Below are 19,094 nucleotides of genomic sequence, written 5' to 3'. Positions count from 1 at the left end.
AATTGCCCCGATGATACTATCTCCGAACCGGCCATTACATAATTCCGCGATCCACATTAATCGATCGCGAGAACGATTTTTCCGCGACCGCGTCTGGTTTCAATAGCGCGGTGCGCCTCATCCGCCTTGTCTAACGGAAAGGTCTGTCGGATATGGATGTGAAGTTTACCTCTTGCGTGAAGCTCCGACAGTTCGGCAAGGCGGGCCGCGGAACGTTCGCCTCGAACGGAGCGAAGACCGAGCTCTTCAATCAGGTCGTGCGCGTAGAAGGTACAAATGCGGTTTCGGTCTTGTACCAATTCCACCGCCGCCCGGAGCCCCTCGCCGCCGGCGGTATCGAAAGCGGCATCGACACCGTCCGGCGCGATCGCTCGTATTCGCTCGGCTAACCCTTCCTCATACGTAATCGGGATGGCCCTCAGTGAACGGACATAGTCGTGGTTGTATTCGCTGGCGGTGCCGATGACCGTCTTCGCTCCCCATTCTTTCGCGAGTTGTACGGCTATCGAGCCAAGCGAACCCGCCGCACCGTTAATCAGGATGGTTTCTCCCGGTGCCACGCCGATTGCCTTCAGCGCCATGTGAGCGCCTTGACCGTTACCCGTCAACCCGCCGGCGACTTCCCATGGCATGGTCCGGGGTTTACTCACGATTTGGTCCGGACTTACCACCACATATTCCGCGTAGCATTTCAGCATGGCGAAACCAAGCACTTCGCTGCCGACGGAGAAGCCGGTTACGCCTTCCCCCACCTGATCCACGATTCCCGCGAATTCATTGCCCGGGATTTGGGGGAGTTTCACCGTAATCCCATAAGCAGGCGTCCAGCCGCCGCGCACGGCGCAATCGTAATGCTGGACGCCGGCTGTTTTCACGCGGACCCTGACTTGGCCCGGACCTGCTTGCGGATCCTCGAACTCCATCACGTTCATGACTTCCGGTCCTCCGAACGAAGCAAAAGCCGCTGCTCTCATACGGGTATCTCCTCCACGCATCATTTATTCATTTTGAGCTTGAACGTAAAATCTTCACGAAAATAACCCCAATCACGAGAAACAAGAGCACAACCCAAAACGTAAACCTCGCTGGATTTTGAGTCGCTGTCATCCAAAGCGGTGGAGAACTACTCTCCCAAGATTGAGGCATATGGGGGTCGAACTGACTCTGACGGTAAACGATCGCCCAGATTTGATAGATTTTCGCTGCGAGATAACCAATAACGCTACCTGTAAACCCGCCTAAATAATAGTACGGGTGAATCTGTCCTAACATGCTGCACCTTCTTCCTCGAAAGTTGCTGTCTGCACCAACAATACCATAATTTGCCGGCTGAAAATACCCAACAAGGGAAGCCGTTATCAGCAGGAAGGAATCGGTTGGCAATTGTCGAAATGTTGGATGGAGTAGGGGGAAGACGCGATGAAGGGAAAACCCGTTTATGTAGAAATCCTTATGAAAGCACCGATGGAAACCTTGTGGACCTATACCCAGACGCCTGAACTTCATCAACAATGGGATTTGAGGTTCTCGGAAATTACTTACATCCCCAAATCCCATGAAGAGCAGCCTCAGCGATTCCTATATAAGACGAATATCGGCTTTGGGCTCAGTATCGCGGGAGAAGGCGAGACAGCCGGTACGAGGGAGAAGGACGGCGTTCTTACCTCCAGTCTGAAGTTCAGCTCCGCCAATCCGATATCGCTGATCTCCGAGGGGGCTGGCTTCTGGCGTTATGTGCCGACGGATGATGGCATCCGCTTCTTAACGAGATACGATTACAAGACTCGTTTCGGTGCCTTCGGCAGCTGGATTGACCGTTTCCTGTTCCGACCGCTCATGGGGTGGGCGACTGCCTGGAGCTTTGACTGTTTGCGGCTATGGCTGGAGCAGGGGATTCCCCCGCATGTATCGATCAGGCGCTCTATGATCGCACTGATATCAAGCTTCAGCCTGTTCTTCATTTGGCTGTACCAAGGACTTGTGCCCAAACTGTTCGTACCGGACTCGGGGGAATTGGAGATTTTACGGGGAGCGGCCATTCTGAATGGTTATGAAAGGCCCCTCCTGACTCTGATGGGGCTGTGCGAAGTCGGATTCGGCCTGCTGTTTCTCATGATATGGGGAAAGCATCGGAAGGTCCTTCATAAGACGAATATCGCGGTGTTAATTCTACTTGGGCTGAGTGCGGCCGCGCACCCGGCATCGTATGTCGCGCCTTTCAATCCCATTACTTTGAATGTGGCGATGATAGTCTTGTCTGTGGTCAGCTTGCTGAACGCGTCGGAGCTTCCGAGTGCGGGAAGGTGTCTGCGAAAAAAACCTTAAGCGGAGAGAGTTTGACATCGTCAAACTCCCAATTAGAGGAGAGAGTTTAACTTCGTCAAACTCCCAATTAGCGGAGAGAGTTTGTTTAGAGGAGGGAGAAAGTATGGCCTCGATCTATGAGAGGGTCTTGGGTGAGGACTTCGCCAAACTCCACCCTCAGATCCGGAAGCGTTTCGGATTCGGCAGCGCGGATCAGATGGCTTCTATCGGAAGAGGGGTTATGGAACAAGTCTGGTATGGCAAATGGTTTACGCTGCCGTTTCTAGCCCTTGGTACATGGCGCAACATTCTATTCCCGCAGAGGGGACAAGAGGTCCCGTTCACCATCGAGAATTATGCCTACCAGGACAGCTTCGGACGCGAGACGGTGACTTGGATTCGAACGTACCATTTTCCGGATCGGGTCCGGCGCTTTGATGCCACCATGATTTACAGCGAGAACAAACGGAAAATCATCGACTATCTGGGTACGCACCAGCACTTGGCCGTGGAGATCGACATGAGCGTTGCGGAGAACGGAGGGATGAGGCTGCGGTCGGGGGAGCAATTTTTTTATGAAGGAAGGGTCGGATTCCGGTTTCCGATGATCTTCTCCGGCTATGCGGATGTCTGCGAGTGGTATGACGAGGAGACGGAGAAGTTCCGGATCGACGTGCAGGTGAACAACAAGTTTTTCGGACCGCTGTTCGGATATCGAGGTTCCTTCGAGGTGGAGTACATCTCCATGGACGGTCGTGAGATTCCTCAGCATGTGAAGCCCCTACGGGAAGAGAGAAGAGAGTAGGCAGGGGCGCGAGCAGCGAGAGCTTCGTATAAACGGTTGAATGGAATGAAGAGGTGAACGCGAATGAATAGGGATGAGAAGCTCTCATTGAAGCAAGCGTACAACAATTTCGCTGAGCATAGAGAACGAACGGAGGCTGCCCCTTGGAAATGGGAGGAGCGCGAGCAGTTCCTGGGCAGGATGAAGCAAGAGAATCGCGCTTCTCTGTTGGAGATTGGGGCCGGAACCGGTCGAGATAGCTTGTACTTCAAACAGCAGGGCCTTGAAGTCACCTCGGTTGATCTTTCGGAGGAGATGGTCAGGCTTTGCCAGGAGAAGGGGTTGAACGCCCGGCTTATGGATTTCTACGAGCTTGATTTTCCGGATTCAACCTTCGATGCGGTGTACGCCATGAACTGTCTTCTTCATGTGCCGAAGGCTAAGCTTGAGGGGGTGCTGCTTGAAATCCGCCGAGTCCTCAAATCGGATGGATTATTCTTCTGCGGCGTATATGGCGGGGAAGATTCGGAAGGAATTTGGGAAAAGGATTCCTACGAGCCCAAGCGGTTTTTCTCCATGTACGAGGATAGAGCGGTTGTGGACGTGTTTCAGCGCGTATTCCGGATGGCGGACTTTCATACCGTGAGCATGGGCGAAGGAGCACCGCATTTTCAGTCGTTGCTGGTTAGGAGGATAGATCCCTGAAAAAAGCACTTGTTGTAATCCCGGTCGGGAACATGATCCTTTTCTTGGGCGGCCGCTATAAGTTGGAACGGAATCGATAGCAAGGAGAGAAGAGTCAAAAAACTAAAGCGAGGAAACACGCATGGCTCCGAAACAATATTTTTAATGGGATGAATGATAATAGAGAAAATCTCTGATAAAGGGAGAAAACCGATGGGGCAAAGGGCGAACTTAATCATTCCTCGTTCCGATAACGGATATGACTTATATTACAACCATTGGTGCGCTAATACATTGCCGATAGATCTATTTTGGGGTCCGGAGTATGCGGAAGCTTTCATCCGCAAACAAGTGCAAGTGGATCAGTCCGGTTGGCTGAACGACATCTGGGCTGAGGGTGGCGTGGTCATGGATGCGGACCGTCGGGTCTTGCTTTTTTACGGCGGAGAGGACATTCGAGATGACATCCCGTTAAGAAAGCATTATCTGGGTTTAATGCGGAAGGTTTGGGCAGGTTGGGAGCTCAAATGGGCAGATGATGGCATTGCGGATCTGGCGGCCTATGTGGGGTTCCCGGTAGAAAAGGTGATCGCCTCGGAAGAGGACGATCGTACTGATTTAAGTCTTGCGCCTCCACAGCAATTGGACTGGACGGATACGGTTGGCAGCATTCGCTTCGAAGATGGAGAATTGCTCCTCTTTCCTCTGACCGGGGGCGTTGAAAGTTATTTGCAGGAAGGTCCGAACATGCTGCACTCTGTTCGTCGATCCTATGGCTATCCCGAGTTCGACCTCACGGAATGGACGGAGGATTTTCCCACGGATGGATTCCATATTGATGTATCTGCAAGAACGGTAGATTTATGGCATGCGGGCGTTTATACCAAACTTACGAATCGGTTGCAATCGAAATGGCTGGGCTGGAGGGTCATAGATCATCATACTGGTTACGAGAAACAACTGGAATACACGAAGGATAAATTGAAACTACCTATACGGGCCTCCCAATCCTATTTGTTTACACTGTCTCGAATGCTACTCAAGGACCGCTCGAATCCATTGAACTCCTTGACTGATATAATCGAGACGTTGACGCAGAAGGGTGAAGAAGTGAAGGTAAGCCCTTGGGCATTCGCTCACCACCAAGATCCATTACCAATCGATGTCCGAAAGGGCATCTTGCGGAAGGCTATAAATGCTACGGATCAATCGTTGCTTTAGAAGAGTGTAAAGCTCACTAGACGCAGGTAAAAAAATTATTAGGTTCATAATAAATGACACTAAACAATTGGGGACGCTATTAATGATGGATCATGAAGGTATTCGATCAATTCTGCTACGAAGTATAAGAAAATTAATAGAAAAGGACCTGTTTTTAGTAACAAACAAAGTCAAGGAAGAGTGCATTAATCATAGACTTGGTGTGTATTTAGAAAAAGCGTTACTGAGCAGCTATAAGGAAGGTCCTGATTACAACGTAGATCTTGAATACAATAAGAACTACACAAATCCCAAGGAAATTATAACTGATAAAGGTGAGCTCAGAATTCGCCCCGATATTCTGATACATAAAAGAAACAGTTTTGAAAATCTGCTTGCAGTAGAGGCAAAAAAACTTTACCCCAGCAGGTATGATAGAGAAAAGTTAGAACATTTACTGAAACCGCCGTACAACTACGAAGTAACTGCACTGGTATCGTATCTTCCTGAAAGAGAGTACATGAAGGTCACTATTCGAACGAAAGATAAAACAGATGAATTGAAGATTAGCAAGTTTGAACATGACAAAGACGAACCTTGGGGGCGAAATCTCTAGGGTCTTTTCAATACGCCGTCGCCAAGACGTCGGGAATATTCGTGTTGGACGTATCCACTTCTTGGGATGAGAAAAGTTCGCCAACTGTGTTCTTGGGCGTGAGGAAGAAATCAAAGGAGCGGCTAACCATGAGTTACCGGCTACGGTTGAATGAAATGATAAGCAAAGCAGCTAATCAGGTGTGGAGCCAACCCCATCTCGAAGGCGGGCTCTGGTTTCACGAAGATATCCGCAACAATTTCTACTATTCCTCTTACTTGGCGGCCGCCGCTCTGGATGAGAGCATTCCTTTTCAGGGGGATCGGGAGAAAGCTCTGCATACCGCCTGGGAGGTATTGCACGGTGTACTGTCGCTGCAGAACCGGAACCCGGACGATGCGATGTACGGCCACTGGCCGCTTGGCCTTGCGCCTTCGCCCGCTCAAGCAGAGCCAAACCCGTTGCCCGCGGAATTGATGGGCCTATTGATGGTATATTTCCACAGCCGGTACGGTTCGGTTATGCCTGACTCGTTAAACCGCGAGTTTACGAGGACTTTCGAAGCGCTGCTTTGCAGCTCCTTCTATCGCGTCCCGATCCAGCTGTACAATCATCATGAAGCCAAATATACGGCCGCCAAACTGATTTACGGGCACCGATTTCAAGATGACGGGCTGTTCAAGGACGGTCGGGACAGCTTGACCCGTATCCTCGAACGGTTGAGGGAGAAGGGGATGCCGGAATACGGGGGGCTGCCGTGGTTCTGGCATTGGGTCCAGGCGTTTACCTGCGTCCTGGAGTTGGTGGAAGACGCTGAAGCGACGAATGACGTGCGTGAACTTCTCGATTATCTGTGGGCGGTTAGGGCGGATTACTATTTGGGAGGGGCATGGGCGGGAGCAAGGTCAAGAAGCCTCCCCCATGATCTTCCCTGCGACCTGAATGTGGCGTTTGATTATGTGCAATTCGGCGATTTTGATTTGCCCGAACGGCTGGCACGCGTCGAGTATGCCGGGTTGCTGTTCTATCCGGCCAAGGAAGAAACTCGCCGTGTGGCGTTAGACCGTTCAGGCAAGCCGAGAGAGTTGAAGAGGGCGGTTTACCCGGAAAACCGGAGTGAGGATCAGCCTCTGCACAGCTATCTGTACAGAACGGACAAATACGCGATCGGCGGCATGTGGGAGAGGGTCAGGGAGTTCGACAACGAGCAGCATCGATGGGAGCTTACGCTTCCGCTGCGCGGCCGTGCCGGCGTTAACCGCCTGTATTTCTTCCAGCCGGGCGAGGGCTATCGGGAAGGAGATCCGAGACACGAGAGCGATGGGGGCGAAGTCCTCTATCATCAGAATGTCGTCATCGCGCTGTATCCTTCCGGTTCGGGGGGAGAGGACAGGCTGATCGGCATCCTTCCGAAGGGAAAATGGGTTTGCAGGCGTGAGGGTCTGTACGGTTACTTGGGTGGTGTTTATGTGGCCATCCATCTTCCCGAAGGGTATTCCTTATCGGAAGAAACGGACCGTTATGTCGTGAACAGCAGGGGCATGCCGAGCTATGTGGTTGTGGAGGCAGTCGACGAAGAGGAGTTGGACCGTTGGCCGGCCGGCGACTTGGAGGCTTTCGCGAACGATGCGGACCAAACGCTCCTGGATCGACTGAAACGCTCCACCGACCTCCATTCGATCGAATATGTTTCCTTGCGCGGCGATCGTCTCGCCTTAAGTGTCGGGGACGGGGGGACGCCTGCCCGTTCGATGAATGGCGTACCCATGGAAGATCGATGATCAAGGGTAGTGGTAACAAAAAAATGGTTGAGCAGAGGGCGGCATCTGCTCAAAGGTGAAACAGATAATAATCAATCATTAACGTATATATGTACAAAAGTGGATGTCTGGATTGGATATCAGTAGATGCCTGCTTGAGTCCATACGCACAAAGAAGAGCGACGGTCGACAGGATTGATCTCGCTGGACGTTCTTCACGATTTTTTTCATCAGAGGGATTGATGAATGGAGGGAAGTCTCTTGACATTACAAAAAAAGTTGCTGCTAACGCTATCAACGATATCCATCATTTTAATAGCTGCAGGTGCATTTGTTTTGTTATATAACTTCCCCAAAACGATCGACATTGAATATCCTGCGATTGAATACCTTGAGGATGATCCTTTAACTGCCCAAGCAACGACAATTCGAATACAGGGGACCTTATCCCGCCCTTTATTTCGAAATGCTACATTTCATGGTAAATTCATCATTGATAAATATGACTTTACAAAAACTTATTGGTTGATGGATGTTGTCATGAGGAACGGTTGGGGTTGGTTAACCTATGCCAATACAACAAATGGAGATACGACGCTTCAGTCGCTTGGTTCGATTTGGATGTCGGGTGATTTCGATAAACTCAAGATCGTCGTTCACGAACCGGTTTCGGGAGAATATACAAAACCATCCGTTATAAGAATTTCCGCACCCGCAAAAAACTATTACGAGGCATTGTCCATTGATCAAATTAATAAAGAGTAAGCTGCCATACTGCAGGTTGGGCTTTTTGAGAACAGAATGATCCAGTGAAACTCGGGGACAACAGCTACTGTTTGCCAGATTCATAAAGATTTGCGTAGAGAGCAATGCGTGATCCGTCAGCAACCGCTCGTGCTTCACTCGGATAACGGAAGCCCGATGAAGGGAACAACGTTGTTAGAGAAACGCGTGAATGGGTCATGCAATTTGTTAGCTGGTACAACGATGAGCATCGCCATAGCGGACTAAATTTTTATAACGCCAAGCCAACGGCACAAAGGATTAGCACACCAGTTGTTTGACGTAAAAAAGTTTATGCGGCCGCAAAGTTATGTGGTTGTGGAAGCGGTCGACGAAGAGGAGATGGACCGTTGGCCGGCCGGCGACTTGGAGGCTTATGCGAACGAGGCGGACCAATCGCTCCTGAATCGACTGAAACGCTCCACCGACCTCCATTCTATCGAATATATTTCCTTGCGCGGCGATCGTCTCGCCCTGACTGTCGGAGACGGGTCAACGGCTGCCCGTTCGATCAATGGGAATAAATCTCCATCATGGACATACATTGAATCAGAATGATATAGTACATACGACAACAGAATATTTGGAAACAGGTGCTGCTTAGCGTACTGGACGCAGTCATGCTATTCAGCTTAATAGGGAAGTTCGGTGAAAATCCGACACGGACCCGCCACTGTAAGGAGCCGCCGATCGCGGAGATCGGTCCTTTTTCCGGCATAATGTCACTGAGGAAACTTGGGAAGACGCCGGAATAAAGCTCCAAGTCAGGAGACCTGCCTGTTTTAACAACACTGTTAACCTACGAGGACTTAGGGAGGTGTTAGAGATCGGGCAGGTCGAATGAACTTGGCGATCGCTGTCAGCGGCGATTTTCGGGCTTCAAGCGATTGTTCTTGCGGAGCATTTCTAACACGTTGTGTTGGAAGTGCTTTTTTTGTTGACTTCAAAAAAAGCGGAAACGGGGAATTCGAACACATGGAATGGTTAATGTTTCCTATGGTCTTTATCTTGATGGGATTCCGGCACGGGCTCGATTCGGATCATGTCGCCGCGATCGCGGATATGGTCGGGGTAGAAACGCATAAGCGCAAACAGGTGCTGATGGGGCTGATGTACGCGCTTGGACACGGCGCCATCGTGCTCGTGATCGGCATCGCCGCCGTGCTGGTCGGAACGCACCTTCCCGAGGGCTTCGTCAAATCGATGGAGGTGCTGGTGGGGGCCAGTCTTCTCGTACTGGGCGCTCTCATCTTATTCTCGATCTTCAAGCAACGGGAAAATTATCAGTACGTGAGCCGCTTCGAGATGGTCTATCAGAGCTTGAGACGTTTGTTCGGAAGAAACGGAAGCCGTAAAAAATCGACGGACGCGGCCCGAATCGGTATCATCGGAGCGTTCGTCATCGGCATCATCCACGGCATTGGAGCGGAGACGCCTACGCAGGTCGCCCTTATCTCGTCGACGGTAGGTCTAAGCAACATTGCTGCGGCGGCCGTCCAAATCGTCTTTTTCACGGTGGGACTTCTGGTGGCGACTTCGCTTGTTACCTTTGCGGCTTCATGGGGGTTCCGGTTGCTCCGGTTCAAGAAAAGCTTGTTTCTCGCGCTCGGGTTCGTGACCGGGGTGTACAGCGTGGTGCTTGGCGCCTTGATTCTCGGCGGCGTATAACCGCAGGAAGGAAGGAGCTCGAATGAGGGAGTCCAGGGGGAAGCTTCTCATCATCGGTTTTGGTCCGGGAAGCTTCGAGCACATCACCAAACGGGCCCGCGAAGCGCTGGAGGAGAGCGACGTCGTCATTGGCTACAACACCTACGTCGATCTGATCCGGGAGCTGCTGACGGACCAGGAGATCGTCAGAACCGGGATGACGGAGGAGGTAAGCCGGGCTCAGGAGGCGGTCAGGCAGGCCGAAGCGGGGAAAAAGGTGGCCGTCATTTCCAGCGGCGACGCGGGCGTGTACGGGATGGCGGGTCTGGTTTACGAGGTGCTGATGGAGAAAGGGTGGCGTCAAGAGACCGGCGTGCAGGTAGAGATCATTCCCGGCATCTCGGCCATCAACTCCGCGGCGTCTCTTCTCGGCGCGCCGGTAATGCACGATGCTTGCACGATCAGCCTAAGCGACCATCTGACTCCGTGGGAACTGATCGCCAAGCGGGTGGAGGCGGCCGCGTCAGCCGATTTCGTCATCGCGCTCTATAACCCCCGCAGCGGGAGAAGAACCCGGCAAATCGTAGAGACGCAGCGCATTCTTCTGAAGCACCGTTCGCCCGATACGCCCGTCGGCATTGTCAAAAGCGCTTACCGCGATCGTCAGAACGTGGTGCTCTCCACGCTCGGCGGCATGCTGGAGCACGACATCGGCATGCTGACGACCGTGATCATCGGCAATTCGACGACCCGCATCTATGACGGGTTGATGATCACGCCGCGGGGCTATCAGCGCAAATATACGCTGGATGCGGACGTTCAGCCTTTGAAACCGCATCAGCGGCTGCAAAGCGAGGCGGAGCCTTGGGCCCTGAAGCAGGGGGACGACGGCGCGGACGATGACGATTACCTGTGGGAGGATTCGGAAGACGGGCAATCGGAGGAGCTTGAGGAACGATCGGAATGGCCGGGGGGGGCGGATCGGTCCGGATCAGCGGAGACGCGGGAGCGGCCGGCTGCCTCCGCGATGAAGGCGATTCATGCCACTCCGTTCGAACTGGCGGCGGAAGCGCTGAGGCTGGTTGAGCGCAGCAAAGGCATCGCCGGCGCGGACAATGCCGCGTATGCGGCCCCGTTGTTCCGGCAGGAGTCGATTCTGGAGTTCGCGCTCAGCTCCGGTCTTGCGAACAAGCAGTTCACCGCCCGGCAGATGCTGGCGCTCGCCGAGATCGCCGGAGACAAGGGCACGATCGAATATTCGCCGCATCATCACCTGATTGTGCGCGTTCCGACGTCCGAACCGGAAGCGCTCGCTTCCCGCTTGCGCGAGGAAGGCTTCGCTCTGGCGCCGATCGGCGATGTCGTGCAGATCAAGGCATGCGACTTCTGCAACATGGAAAAAGGGGAATCCGTTCCCTATGCGGAAACGCTGCAGCGGAAGCTCGGCGGCATGAAGGTGCCCAAAGAGCTGCGAATCGGGTTTAACGGCTGCGGAATGGCTTGTTACGGCGCGGTTCACGAGGACATCGGAATCGTCTACCGCAGAGAGAAGTTCGATCTCTTTCTCGGCGGCAAAACGGTAGGGCGCAACGCCCACGCCGCGCAGCCGGTGGCCGAAGGGATCGAGCCGGAGCGGCTGGTGGAGACGATCGAACGGATTGTCGCTGCCTATGCGTTGGATGGTCACCCGAACGAGCGGTTCCATAAATTTTTCAAGAGAGTGAAAGAAATCGAAGGGTACCGGCATCGGGACGTGCCGGCATTCGTGATCGAGGATGCCGTTTGCGGCGATTAAAAGAGGGGAGAATGCGGATGAATGCAGTATTGTTCGTAGGACACGGGAGCAGGGACCCGGAAGGCAACGATGAGGTAAGGGCTTTCGTGCATTCGATCGCGGACCGGCTGGCGGAACCGATCGTGGAAACCTGTTTCCTGGAATTCGAGGAGCCGGGTCTGCCCCAAGGGTTCGCCCGCAGCATCGCGCGCGGAGCGACGAGGGTTGCCGTCGTTCCGATTACGCTGTTCTCGGCAGGGCATGCCAAGCTGCATATTCCGGCGGCCATCGACGAAGCGCGGGAGCTCTATCCCGACGTGGAATTCATCTACGGCAGACCGATCGGCGTGCACGACCGGGTGCTGGATATCCTGACGTCCCGCCTGCGGGAGTCGGGGTTCGATCCGGAGGAGGGGCTGTCCGAAGATACGGCCCTTCTGGTCGTGGGCCGGGGCAGCAGCGATTCCGACGCGAACAGCGATCTGTTCAAGATTTCCCGCCTGCTGTGGGAGAAGTTGAAGGTGAAATGGGTCGAAACCGCCTTCATCGGGGTAACGTCCCCGCTGGTGGAAGAAGGGGTGGAGCGCTGCCTGAAGCTGGGGGCCAAACACGTGATCCTGCTGCCCTATTTTCTGTTTACGGGCGTCCTGATCAAACGGATGGAGCAGATGAGGGAGGATTTCGCGAGGCGCTATCCGGAGCATCGCTTCTCGATGGCCGAATACTTCGGCTTCCATCCCGAGCTGCAGCATATTTTGCTGGAGCGGGCGGAAGAGGCGCTGCGGGATGAAGTGAAAATGAACTGCGACATGTGCCAGTTCCGGCTTCACGCGATGGAGCATGGCGGCCATCATCACCATCATCACCATCACGACCACGATCATGGCCACGATCACCATCACCATGATCACGCCCACGATCACCATCACCATCACCACCATCATCATGATCACAGCCACAGCCACGATCATCATCACCATGATCACGACCACGTCCATGATCACGGCCACGATCACAACCATGATCACGACCACGACCATGATCACGACCATGATCACGACCATGATCACGACCATGATCACGACCATGATCACGACCGCCATGATCACAAACACGTTCACGTTCATGGGCTGAATCGGGGAGAATAACGATGATTCTGATGCTGTGCGGAACCAGCGACGCTCGCGAGCTCGCGCTGCGGATCCGGGAGGCGGGCCATGAGGTTCTGGCGACGGTCGTGACCGACAATGCGGCCAGAAGCCTGGAGGAAGCGGGGATCGCCGTGCGGGTCGGCCGATTGACCGCGCCCGAGATGGCGGAGCTCATTCGCGGCCGACGGATGGAGGCGGTCGTCGACGCCAGCCATCCGTTCGCCGAAGAAGCGCACCGCAACGCGATGGCGGCGGCGAAGGAAGCGGGCGTGCCGTACATCCGCTACGAGCGCGAGAACGTCTCGTTCGAAGGGCAAGGCAGCGTCATCTACGTCGACGATTACGCGCAAGCCGCGGAAGCGGCCGCGGCGAAGCGGGGCGTGATCATGCTCACGACGGGCAGCAAGACGCTGCAGATCTTCGCGGAGAAGCTGCTGCCTCTTCCCGATACAAGGCTCGTAGCCCGCATGCTTCCGCGGAAAGACAATATGGAGAAATGCGAAGAGCTCGGCATCGAGCAGAAGAATATCGTTGCGATGCAGGGGCCCTTCTCGAAAGAGCTGAACAAGGCGCTCTATTCCCAATTCGGGGTAACGCTAATGATAACGAAAGAAAGCGGCAAAGTCGGGGCGGTCGACGAGAAGCTGGAGGCCGCGATGGAAATGGGCATCGAGACGATCGTCATCGGCAGGCCGCAGATCGAATTCGGCACAATGTTTTCGGATTATGCCGGCGTGGTCGGACAGCTGGACGAATGGCTTCGGCCCCAACAACGGTAAGCTGGGAGAGATCGGGATGGATTTTCGCACGGAATTCAAGCCTTTGACCGTACAACCTCAGGAGATCGAGGAGAAGAGCTTCGAAATCATTACCGAAGAGCTCGGGGAGCATCCCTTCACGGCGGAGCAGTATCCGGTCGTGCAGCGGGTCATTCACGCGTCCGCCGATTTCGAGCTGGGCCGCAGCCTCGTCTTCCATCGCGATGCGATTGAAGCCGGGATTCGGGCGGTCCGGAGCGGAAGAACCGTCGTCGCCGACGTGCAAATGGTGCAGGTCGGCATCAGCAAGCCGCGGATCGAGAAATTCGGCGGGGACGTTCGGGTCTACATTTCCGATCCCGACGTGATGGAGGAAGCGAAGCGGCTCAACACGACGAGGGCGATCGTATCGATCCGCAAAGCGGTGCGGGAAGCGGAAGGCGGCATCTTCGCAATCGGCAACGCGCCGACCGCCTTGCTCGAGCTCATCCGGCTGGTCAAGGAAGGAGAGGCCAAGCCGGGCTTGATCGTCGGAGTGCCGGTCGGCTTCGTCTCCGCGGCGGAGTCGAAGGAGGAGCTGGCCAAGCTGGACGTGCCTTTCATCACGAATATCGGGCGAAAAGGCGGGAGCCCCGTTGCCGTGGCGGCCGTCAACGCCATCTCCCTGCTCGCGGAGCGCCGGGGGTAACCACGATGAGCGGGACGGACGGCAAACCGCTTCGCACCGGCTACACGACCGGCTCCTGCGCGACCGCCGCGGCCAAAGCGGCATTAACGGCGTTGATTCTCCAGGAGCCCCAGCAGGAAGTGACCATCCGGCTGCCGATCGGGGAGGAGGCGACCTTCCGGCTCGTGCGCTGCGAATTCGATGAGGCTCGCGCGGAGGCGGAAGTGATCAAGGACGCGGGCGACGACCCCGACGCGACCCATGGGGCGCGCATCATCGCCGAGGTCTCGTGGGCAGGGGAGCCGGGAATCGTGCTGGACGGCGGAATCGGCGTCGGCCGGGTGACGAAACCGGGGCTGCCGGTCCCGGTCGGAGAAGCGGCCATTAATCCGGTCCCGCGCAAAATGATCCGCGAGTCGGTGCAAGCGGTGCTGAACGAATTCGACATCGAACGGGGGATCCGGGTGATCGTTTCCGTTCCGGACGGCGAAGAAATCGCCAAGAAGACGCTGAACGGCCGGCTGGGCATTATCGGCGGGATTTCGATCCTGGGCACGCGCGGCATCGTCGTGCCCTTCTCCACGGCGGCGTACAAAGCGAGCGTGGCGCAGGCGATCCGCGTGGCCGTGAAGTGCGGGTGCGGGCATCTCGTGCTGTCGACGGGGGGACGAAGCGAGAATTTCGGCATGGAGACGTACCCGGAGCTGCCGGAGGAAGCGTTCGTCGAGATGGGCGATTTCGTCGGTTTCTCGTTGCTGCAATGCCGCAGGCAGGGCGTGAAGAAAGTGACGCTGGTCGGGATGATGGGCAAGTTTTCCAAGGTGGCGCAGGGCGTCATGATGGTGCATTCCAAGAGCGCTCCCGTCGATTTCGGCTTCCTGGCGCAGGTGGCGGAGGAGGCCGGCGCCGCTCCTATGGAAGTGGAGGAAATCCGCCGGGCCAACACCGCCGCGCAGGTCGGGGACATGATGCAGGAACGGGGCAACGCCCTCTTTTTCCAGAAGCTGTGCGAGGCCTGCTGCCGGGCCGGCTTGCGGGAAACGGGGGACGGCATGGAGATCGAGACGATCCTGATTTCGATGAAGGGAGCTATGCTCGGACGGGCTGGCTTGCAAGGGTAACGCGGGGAGGAGAGCTGGTGGAGAAGAACGTCAAAATCGTCGGCATCGGGGATGACGGCCGGACCGGTCTGCCGCCGCTGTATGCGGAATGGATCGAGCGGTGCGAGCTGCTGGTCGGCGGGGAACGGCAGCTGGGCTTTTTTCCCGAATACGCGGGAGAGAAGATGGCGATCAGAGGCGGCCTTGCGGAGCTGGCGTCGAAGCTGCGTTCTGAGAAGCGCCGCACGGTCGTTCTGGCGTCGGGGGATCCGTTGTTTTACGGCATCGGCGGGTATTTGGCGAGCAAGCTGGATGCGGACGTATACCCGAGCCTAAGTTCCGTCCAGCTGGCCTTCGCCCGAATGGGAGAAAGCTGGCAGGACGCTTATTTAACGAGCGTGCACGGCCGGGATATGAAGGGGCTCGCGCAGCGGATCGACGGCAAGGAGAAGGTGGCTCTGCTGACGGACCAGGCGAACGATCCCGCCGCGATTGCCCGGTATTTGCTTTCTTTCGGCATGCGGGAGTATCGGGCGTTCGTGGCGGAAAATCTCGGCGGGGCGGAGGAGAAGACCGGCTGGTACGACTTGGAGGAGCTGCAGGACGGGCAATTCTCGCCGCTGAACGTCGTCATCTTGCGCAAGCAGGGCGACTCTCCGTTCTGGCCGCTTGGCATCCCCGACCATCAGTTCGCCCAGCGCAAGCCGGACAAGGGCTTGATTACGAAGCGGGAAGTCCGGGTGCTGAGCCTCGCCCGGCTTCAGCTGAAGCCGGACAGCACGGTGTGGGACATCGGGACGTGCACCGGCTCCGTCGCGATCGAGGCGGCCAAGCTGGCGAGAGACGGAGCGGTATTCGGCATCGAGAAGAACGAGGGGGATTTGCAGAACGCCCTGGAGAACATGCGGAAATTCCGCGCGGACATTACGTTCGTCCACGGCAAAGCGCCGCAGGGGCTGGAACGTTTCCCCGACCCGGACGCCGTCTTCATCGGCGGCAGCGGAGGCGAGCTGCGCGAGCTGCTTCAGCAATGCTGCGGCCGGTTAAAGCCTGGAGGCCGGATCGTGCTGAACGCGTCGACGATCGAGACGCTGTATGAAGCGACGCGGGCGATGGCCGAGGAAGGCTTCGAGACGGACGTCACGCTTCTCCAGGCGGCGCGGAGCAAGCCCATCCTGGACATGACGCGGTTCGAAGGGCTTAATCCGGTCTACATCGTGACCGCATGGCGCAAGGAAGAGAGCGGAGAGGAGGAGGAGAACGGCAGTGACTGACGCGGAAAACCGGTTGGGAACGTTGTACGGGCTGGGTGTCGGACCCGGGGACCCGGAGCTCATTACCGTCAAAGCTTTCCGGATCATGAAGGAAAGTCCGGTGATCGCCTATCCCCGCAAGAAGATGGGCGCCAAGAGCTACGCCCTGACCATTGCGGAGCTGTACGTGAACACGCAGGAGAAAGAGATGATCGGCCTGACGTTCCCGATGACGAAGGACCGGGAAGCGCTGGAGAAGCAGTGGGACAAGACGGTCCGGGCGGTTTGGGAGCATTTGAGCCAAGGCAAGGACGTCGCCTTCGTGACGGAAGGCGATCCGATGATCTACAGCACTTATATCCATCTCATGAGACTGATGCAGGAACGCCATCCGGAGGTGCGTTCGGTGGCCGTTCCCGGCATTTCCTCCGTCAACGCCTCCGCCGCCCGGCTCGGCGTTCCGCTGGCCGACGGAGACGAGCAGGTCGCGATCGTGCCGGCGACGGACGATTACGACGCGATGCGCAAAGCGATCGAGGAGCACGACTGCGTCGTGTTCATCAAAGTGGCGAAGGTGATCGATCTGATGCTGTCCGTCCTCCGCGATTTGCGGTTGGTCGGCAAGGCGTCCGTGCTGACCAAGGTGACGTCCCCGGAAGAGTCGATCTGGCGGAATGTCGAAGAGCTGCAAGGACGGGAGCTGGAATATTTGACGCTCATGGTGGTGAGAAAATGAAAATTTACATCATCGGAGCCGGGCCGGGCGATCCCGATCTCATTACGGTGAAAGGCTTGCGCATCCTGCAGCAGGCGGACGTCGTGCTTTACACCGATTCGCTCGTGAACGACGAGCTGATCGCCCGCGCCAAGCCGGAGGCGGAAATCGTCAGAAGCGCGGGGATGGACCTGGAGGCAATGGTCCGCCTCATGGCGGACCGGGTCAAGGAAGGCAAGCTGGTGGCGCGCGTTCACACCGGGGATCCGGCGGTTTTCGGAGCGACCATGGAGCAGATCGCGCTGCTGAAGAAGGAAGGGATCGGCTGCGAGATCGTCCCCGGCGTCAGCTCCGTCTTCGCCTCGGCGGCGGCTGTCGGCGCGGAGCTGACCATTCCGGAGCTGACCCAGACGCTGATCCTCACCCGCGCGGAAGGCCGCACGCCCGTGCCGGAGCTGGAGCAGCTGAAGGACTTGGCTTCGCACCATTGCACGATCGCCTTGTTCCTAAGCGCCACGCTAACGAAAAAGGTAGCGGCCGAGCTGCGGGAGGCGGGCTGGAGCGACGAGACGCCGGTGGCGGTCGTGCAGCGGGCGACTTGGCCCGATCAGGTGATCGTGCGCACGACGCTGGCGAACCTCGACGAGGACATGCGCAAGAACGGCATTCGCTCCCATGCGATGATTCTGGCGGGCTGGGCGCTCGATCCGGACATTCACGCGAACGAGCAATACCGCTCCAAGCTGTACGACAAGGCGTTCACCCACCGGTTCCGCAAGGGAGTGAAGCCATGATCCGGCTGGAGGAAGGGATCGTTCCGGAAATTAAGCCGCGTGGCGACGTGGCCGTCATTGCGATCACGAAGCATGGGGTCGAATTGGCGCGGAAGCTGGGAAGCTCGTTTTCGCATTCGGATCTGTACTATATGAGCAAGTTTGCCAAGGGGGATGAAGAAGCGCGGGGTTTCCGGCTGTTCGAAGGAAGCGTCCGGCTGCTCTTTCCCGCTTTGTTTCCGGCTTACAAAGGCATCATCTGCATCATCTCGCTGGGCGCGGTCGTCCGGATGATCGCCCCTCTGCTTCAGGATAAGAAAACGGACCCTGGCATCGTGGTGATCGACGATAAAGGGGAGCACGTCATCAGCGTGCTGTCGGGCCATCTCGGCGGGGCGAACGAGCTGACGCAGGAGGTGGCCGCGGCCATCGGGGCCAGGGCGGTGGTTACTACCGCTTCCGACGTGCAGAAGACGATCGCCGTCGACCTGTTCGGCCGGCGGTTCGGCTGGGAGTGGGAATCGGCGGACAAGCTGACGCCGGTCAGCGCTTCCGTCGTCAACGAAGAGCGGATCGCGGTCGTGCAGGAATCCGGGGAACGGGGCTGGTGGCCGTACGATACGCCGCTGCCGGGCCATATCCGCACGTTCGGATCGGTGGCCGAAGCGCTGGCGTCCGGCCCGGACGCCGCCTTGGTCGTCACCCACCGCCTGCTGTCGCCGGAAGAAGAAGCCATTCTGGCGAATGGGGTTCTGTACCGCCCCAAGGTCATCGCGCTCGGAATCGGCTGCAACCGCGGAACGCCGGCCTCGGAGATCGAAGCGGTGATGGCGGATACGCTCGGGGAGCTGGGCTTTTCCATCCGCAGCGTGAAGGCCGTCTGCACGATCGACCTCAAGAAGGACGAAGCGGGACTGCTCGAGGTTTGCGCGCGGTACGGCTGGCCGCTGGTCACGTATGCGCCGGAGCAGTTGAACGGCGTCGCCGTCGAGGAGCCGTCGGAGACGGTGTACAAATACACCGGAGCCTACGCCGTCAGCGAGCCCGCCGCCAAGCTGTACACGGGCGCGGACCGGTTGGCGCTGGTCAAGAAGAAGTCCGGCAACGTTACGATTTCGGTAGGACTCTTCCGGCACTAGTCATTTT

At 56.6% G+C, this 19,094-nt stretch carries 19 protein-coding genes, 1 pseudogene and 1 riboswitch; of the genes and pseudogenes, 19 read left to right on the top strand and 1 reads right to left on the bottom strand.

Annotated features, from left to right (window positions below):
* Window positions 1-56 precede the first annotated feature (56 nt).
* On the bottom strand, window positions 57-974 hold the full coding sequence (locus GE107_RS16435) for an NADP-dependent oxidoreductase (protein ID WP_219641071.1): 918 nt from the start codon (window positions 972-974) through the stop codon (window positions 57-59).
* 445 nt (window positions 975-1,419) lie between these two features.
* Between GE107_RS16435 and GE107_RS16430 the strand changes: the two genes are divergently transcribed.
* The 19 genes and pseudogenes from GE107_RS16430 (at window position 1,420) to GE107_RS16345 (ending at window position 19,087) form a co-directional block, all read left to right on the top strand.
* Entirely contained in the window at window positions 1,420-2,325 is a 906-nt protein-coding gene (locus GE107_RS16430; RefSeq protein ID WP_219641070.1) for a DoxX-like family protein, read from the top strand.
* 103 nt (window positions 2,326-2,428) lie between these two features.
* Window positions 2,429-3,109 carry a DUF4166 domain-containing protein gene (locus GE107_RS16425; RefSeq protein ID WP_219641069.1) on the top strand — a complete coding sequence of 227 codons (681 nt, stop codon included), beginning with the start codon at window positions 2,429-2,431 and terminating at the stop codon, window positions 3,107-3,109.
* 63 nt (window positions 3,110-3,172) lie between these two features.
* Window positions 3,173-3,793: a class I SAM-dependent methyltransferase gene (locus GE107_RS16420; protein WP_219641068.1), complete on the top strand. Its 621-nt coding sequence runs from the start codon at window positions 3,173-3,175 to the stop codon at window positions 3,791-3,793.
* A 192-nt stretch (window positions 3,794-3,985) separates the two neighbouring features.
* Complete coding sequence (locus GE107_RS16415) at window positions 3,986-4,993, top strand: hypothetical protein (RefSeq protein WP_219641067.1); 1,008 nt, start codon at window positions 3,986-3,988, stop codon at window positions 4,991-4,993.
* Window positions 4,994-5,075: 82 nt separating this feature from the next.
* On the top strand, window positions 5,076-5,588 hold the full coding sequence (locus GE107_RS16410) for a hypothetical protein (RefSeq protein WP_219641066.1): 513 nt from the start codon (window positions 5,076-5,078) through the stop codon (window positions 5,586-5,588).
* Window positions 5,589-5,716: 128 nt separating this feature from the next.
* Complete coding sequence (locus tag GE107_RS16405) at window positions 5,717-7,348, top strand: hypothetical protein (RefSeq protein WP_219641065.1); 1,632 nt, start codon at window positions 5,717-5,719, stop codon at window positions 7,346-7,348.
* A gap of 240 nt (window positions 7,349-7,588) precedes the next feature.
* Window positions 7,589-8,092, top strand: a complete 504-nt coding sequence (locus GE107_RS16400; protein ID WP_219641064.1) for a hypothetical protein — start codon at window positions 7,589-7,591, stop codon at window positions 8,090-8,092.
* Window positions 8,093-8,212: 120 nt separating this feature from the next.
* A pseudogene (locus tag GE107_RS27430) lies at window positions 8,213-8,377 on the top strand (integrase core domain-containing protein); the annotation flags it as partial.
* Between the two features lie 6 nt (window positions 8,378-8,383).
* Entirely contained in the window at window positions 8,384-8,668 is a 285-nt protein-coding gene (locus GE107_RS16395) for a hypothetical protein (RefSeq protein WP_219641063.1), read from the top strand.
* Between the two features lie 16 nt (window positions 8,669-8,684).
* Window positions 8,685-8,905, top strand: a riboswitch (cobalamin riboswitch).
* Window positions 8,906-9,085: 180 nt separating this feature from the next.
* On the top strand, window positions 9,086-9,778 hold the full coding sequence (locus GE107_RS16390; protein WP_219641062.1) for a HoxN/HupN/NixA family nickel/cobalt transporter: 693 nt from the start codon (window positions 9,086-9,088) through the stop codon (window positions 9,776-9,778).
* A 22-nt stretch (window positions 9,779-9,800) separates the two neighbouring features.
* Window positions 9,801-11,552 carry a precorrin-3B C(17)-methyltransferase gene (gene cobJ, locus GE107_RS16385; RefSeq protein ID WP_219641061.1) on the top strand — a complete coding sequence of 584 codons (1,752 nt, stop codon included), beginning with the start codon at window positions 9,801-9,803 and terminating at the stop codon, window positions 11,550-11,552.
* Window positions 11,553-11,569: 17 nt separating this feature from the next.
* Window positions 11,570-12,679, top strand: a complete 1,110-nt coding sequence (locus GE107_RS16380; protein WP_219641060.1) for a sirohydrochlorin chelatase — start codon at window positions 11,570-11,572, stop codon at window positions 12,677-12,679.
* Between the two features lie 2 nt (window positions 12,680-12,681).
* Window positions 12,682-13,461: a precorrin-6A reductase gene (gene cobK / locus GE107_RS16375; RefSeq protein ID WP_219641059.1), complete on the top strand. Its 780-nt coding sequence runs from the start codon at window positions 12,682-12,684 to the stop codon at window positions 13,459-13,461.
* Between the two features lie 16 nt (window positions 13,462-13,477).
* Window positions 13,478-14,128: a precorrin-8X methylmutase gene (locus GE107_RS16370; RefSeq protein ID WP_219641058.1), complete on the top strand. Its 651-nt coding sequence runs from the start codon at window positions 13,478-13,480 to the stop codon at window positions 14,126-14,128.
* Window positions 14,129-14,133: 5 nt separating this feature from the next.
* A complete protein-coding gene (locus GE107_RS16365) occupies window positions 14,134-15,228 on the top strand; it encodes a cobalt-precorrin-5B (C(1))-methyltransferase (protein WP_219641057.1) in 1,095 nt (364 codons plus the stop codon).
* Window positions 15,229-15,245: 17 nt separating this feature from the next.
* Window positions 15,246-16,481, top strand: coding sequence for a precorrin-6y C5,15-methyltransferase (decarboxylating) subunit CbiE (cbiE, locus tag GE107_RS16360; protein WP_219641056.1), 1,236 nt, complete (start codon window positions 15,246-15,248; stop codon window positions 16,479-16,481).
* Window positions 16,474-17,196 carry a precorrin-2 C(20)-methyltransferase gene (gene cobI, locus GE107_RS16355; RefSeq protein WP_219641055.1) on the top strand — a complete coding sequence of 241 codons (723 nt, stop codon included), beginning with the start codon at window positions 16,474-16,476 and terminating at the stop codon, window positions 17,194-17,196. The genes cbiE and cobI overlap by 8 nt, the downstream gene beginning before the upstream one ends.
* Window positions 17,193-17,969 (top strand): precorrin-4 C(11)-methyltransferase, encoded by a 777-nt coding sequence (cobM, locus tag GE107_RS16350; RefSeq protein ID WP_219641054.1) that lies wholly within the window; start codon window positions 17,193-17,195, stop codon window positions 17,967-17,969. The genes cobI and cobM overlap by 4 nt, the downstream gene beginning before the upstream one ends.
* A complete protein-coding gene (locus GE107_RS16345; protein WP_219641053.1) occupies window positions 17,966-19,087 on the top strand; it encodes a cobalt-precorrin 5A hydrolase in 1,122 nt (373 codons plus the stop codon). Before cobM ends, GE107_RS16345 begins: the two co-directional genes overlap by 4 nt.
* Window positions 19,088-19,094: the final 7 nt, after the last annotated feature.

It is taken from the genome of Cohnella sp. CFH 77786 (genome assembly GCF_019400745.1).
Lineage (GTDB): Bacteria > Bacillota > Bacilli > Paenibacillales > Paenibacillaceae > Cohnella.
The sequence above is the reverse complement of the archived record's forward strand: the minus strand, read 5'-3'. Positions and strand labels throughout refer to the sequence as shown.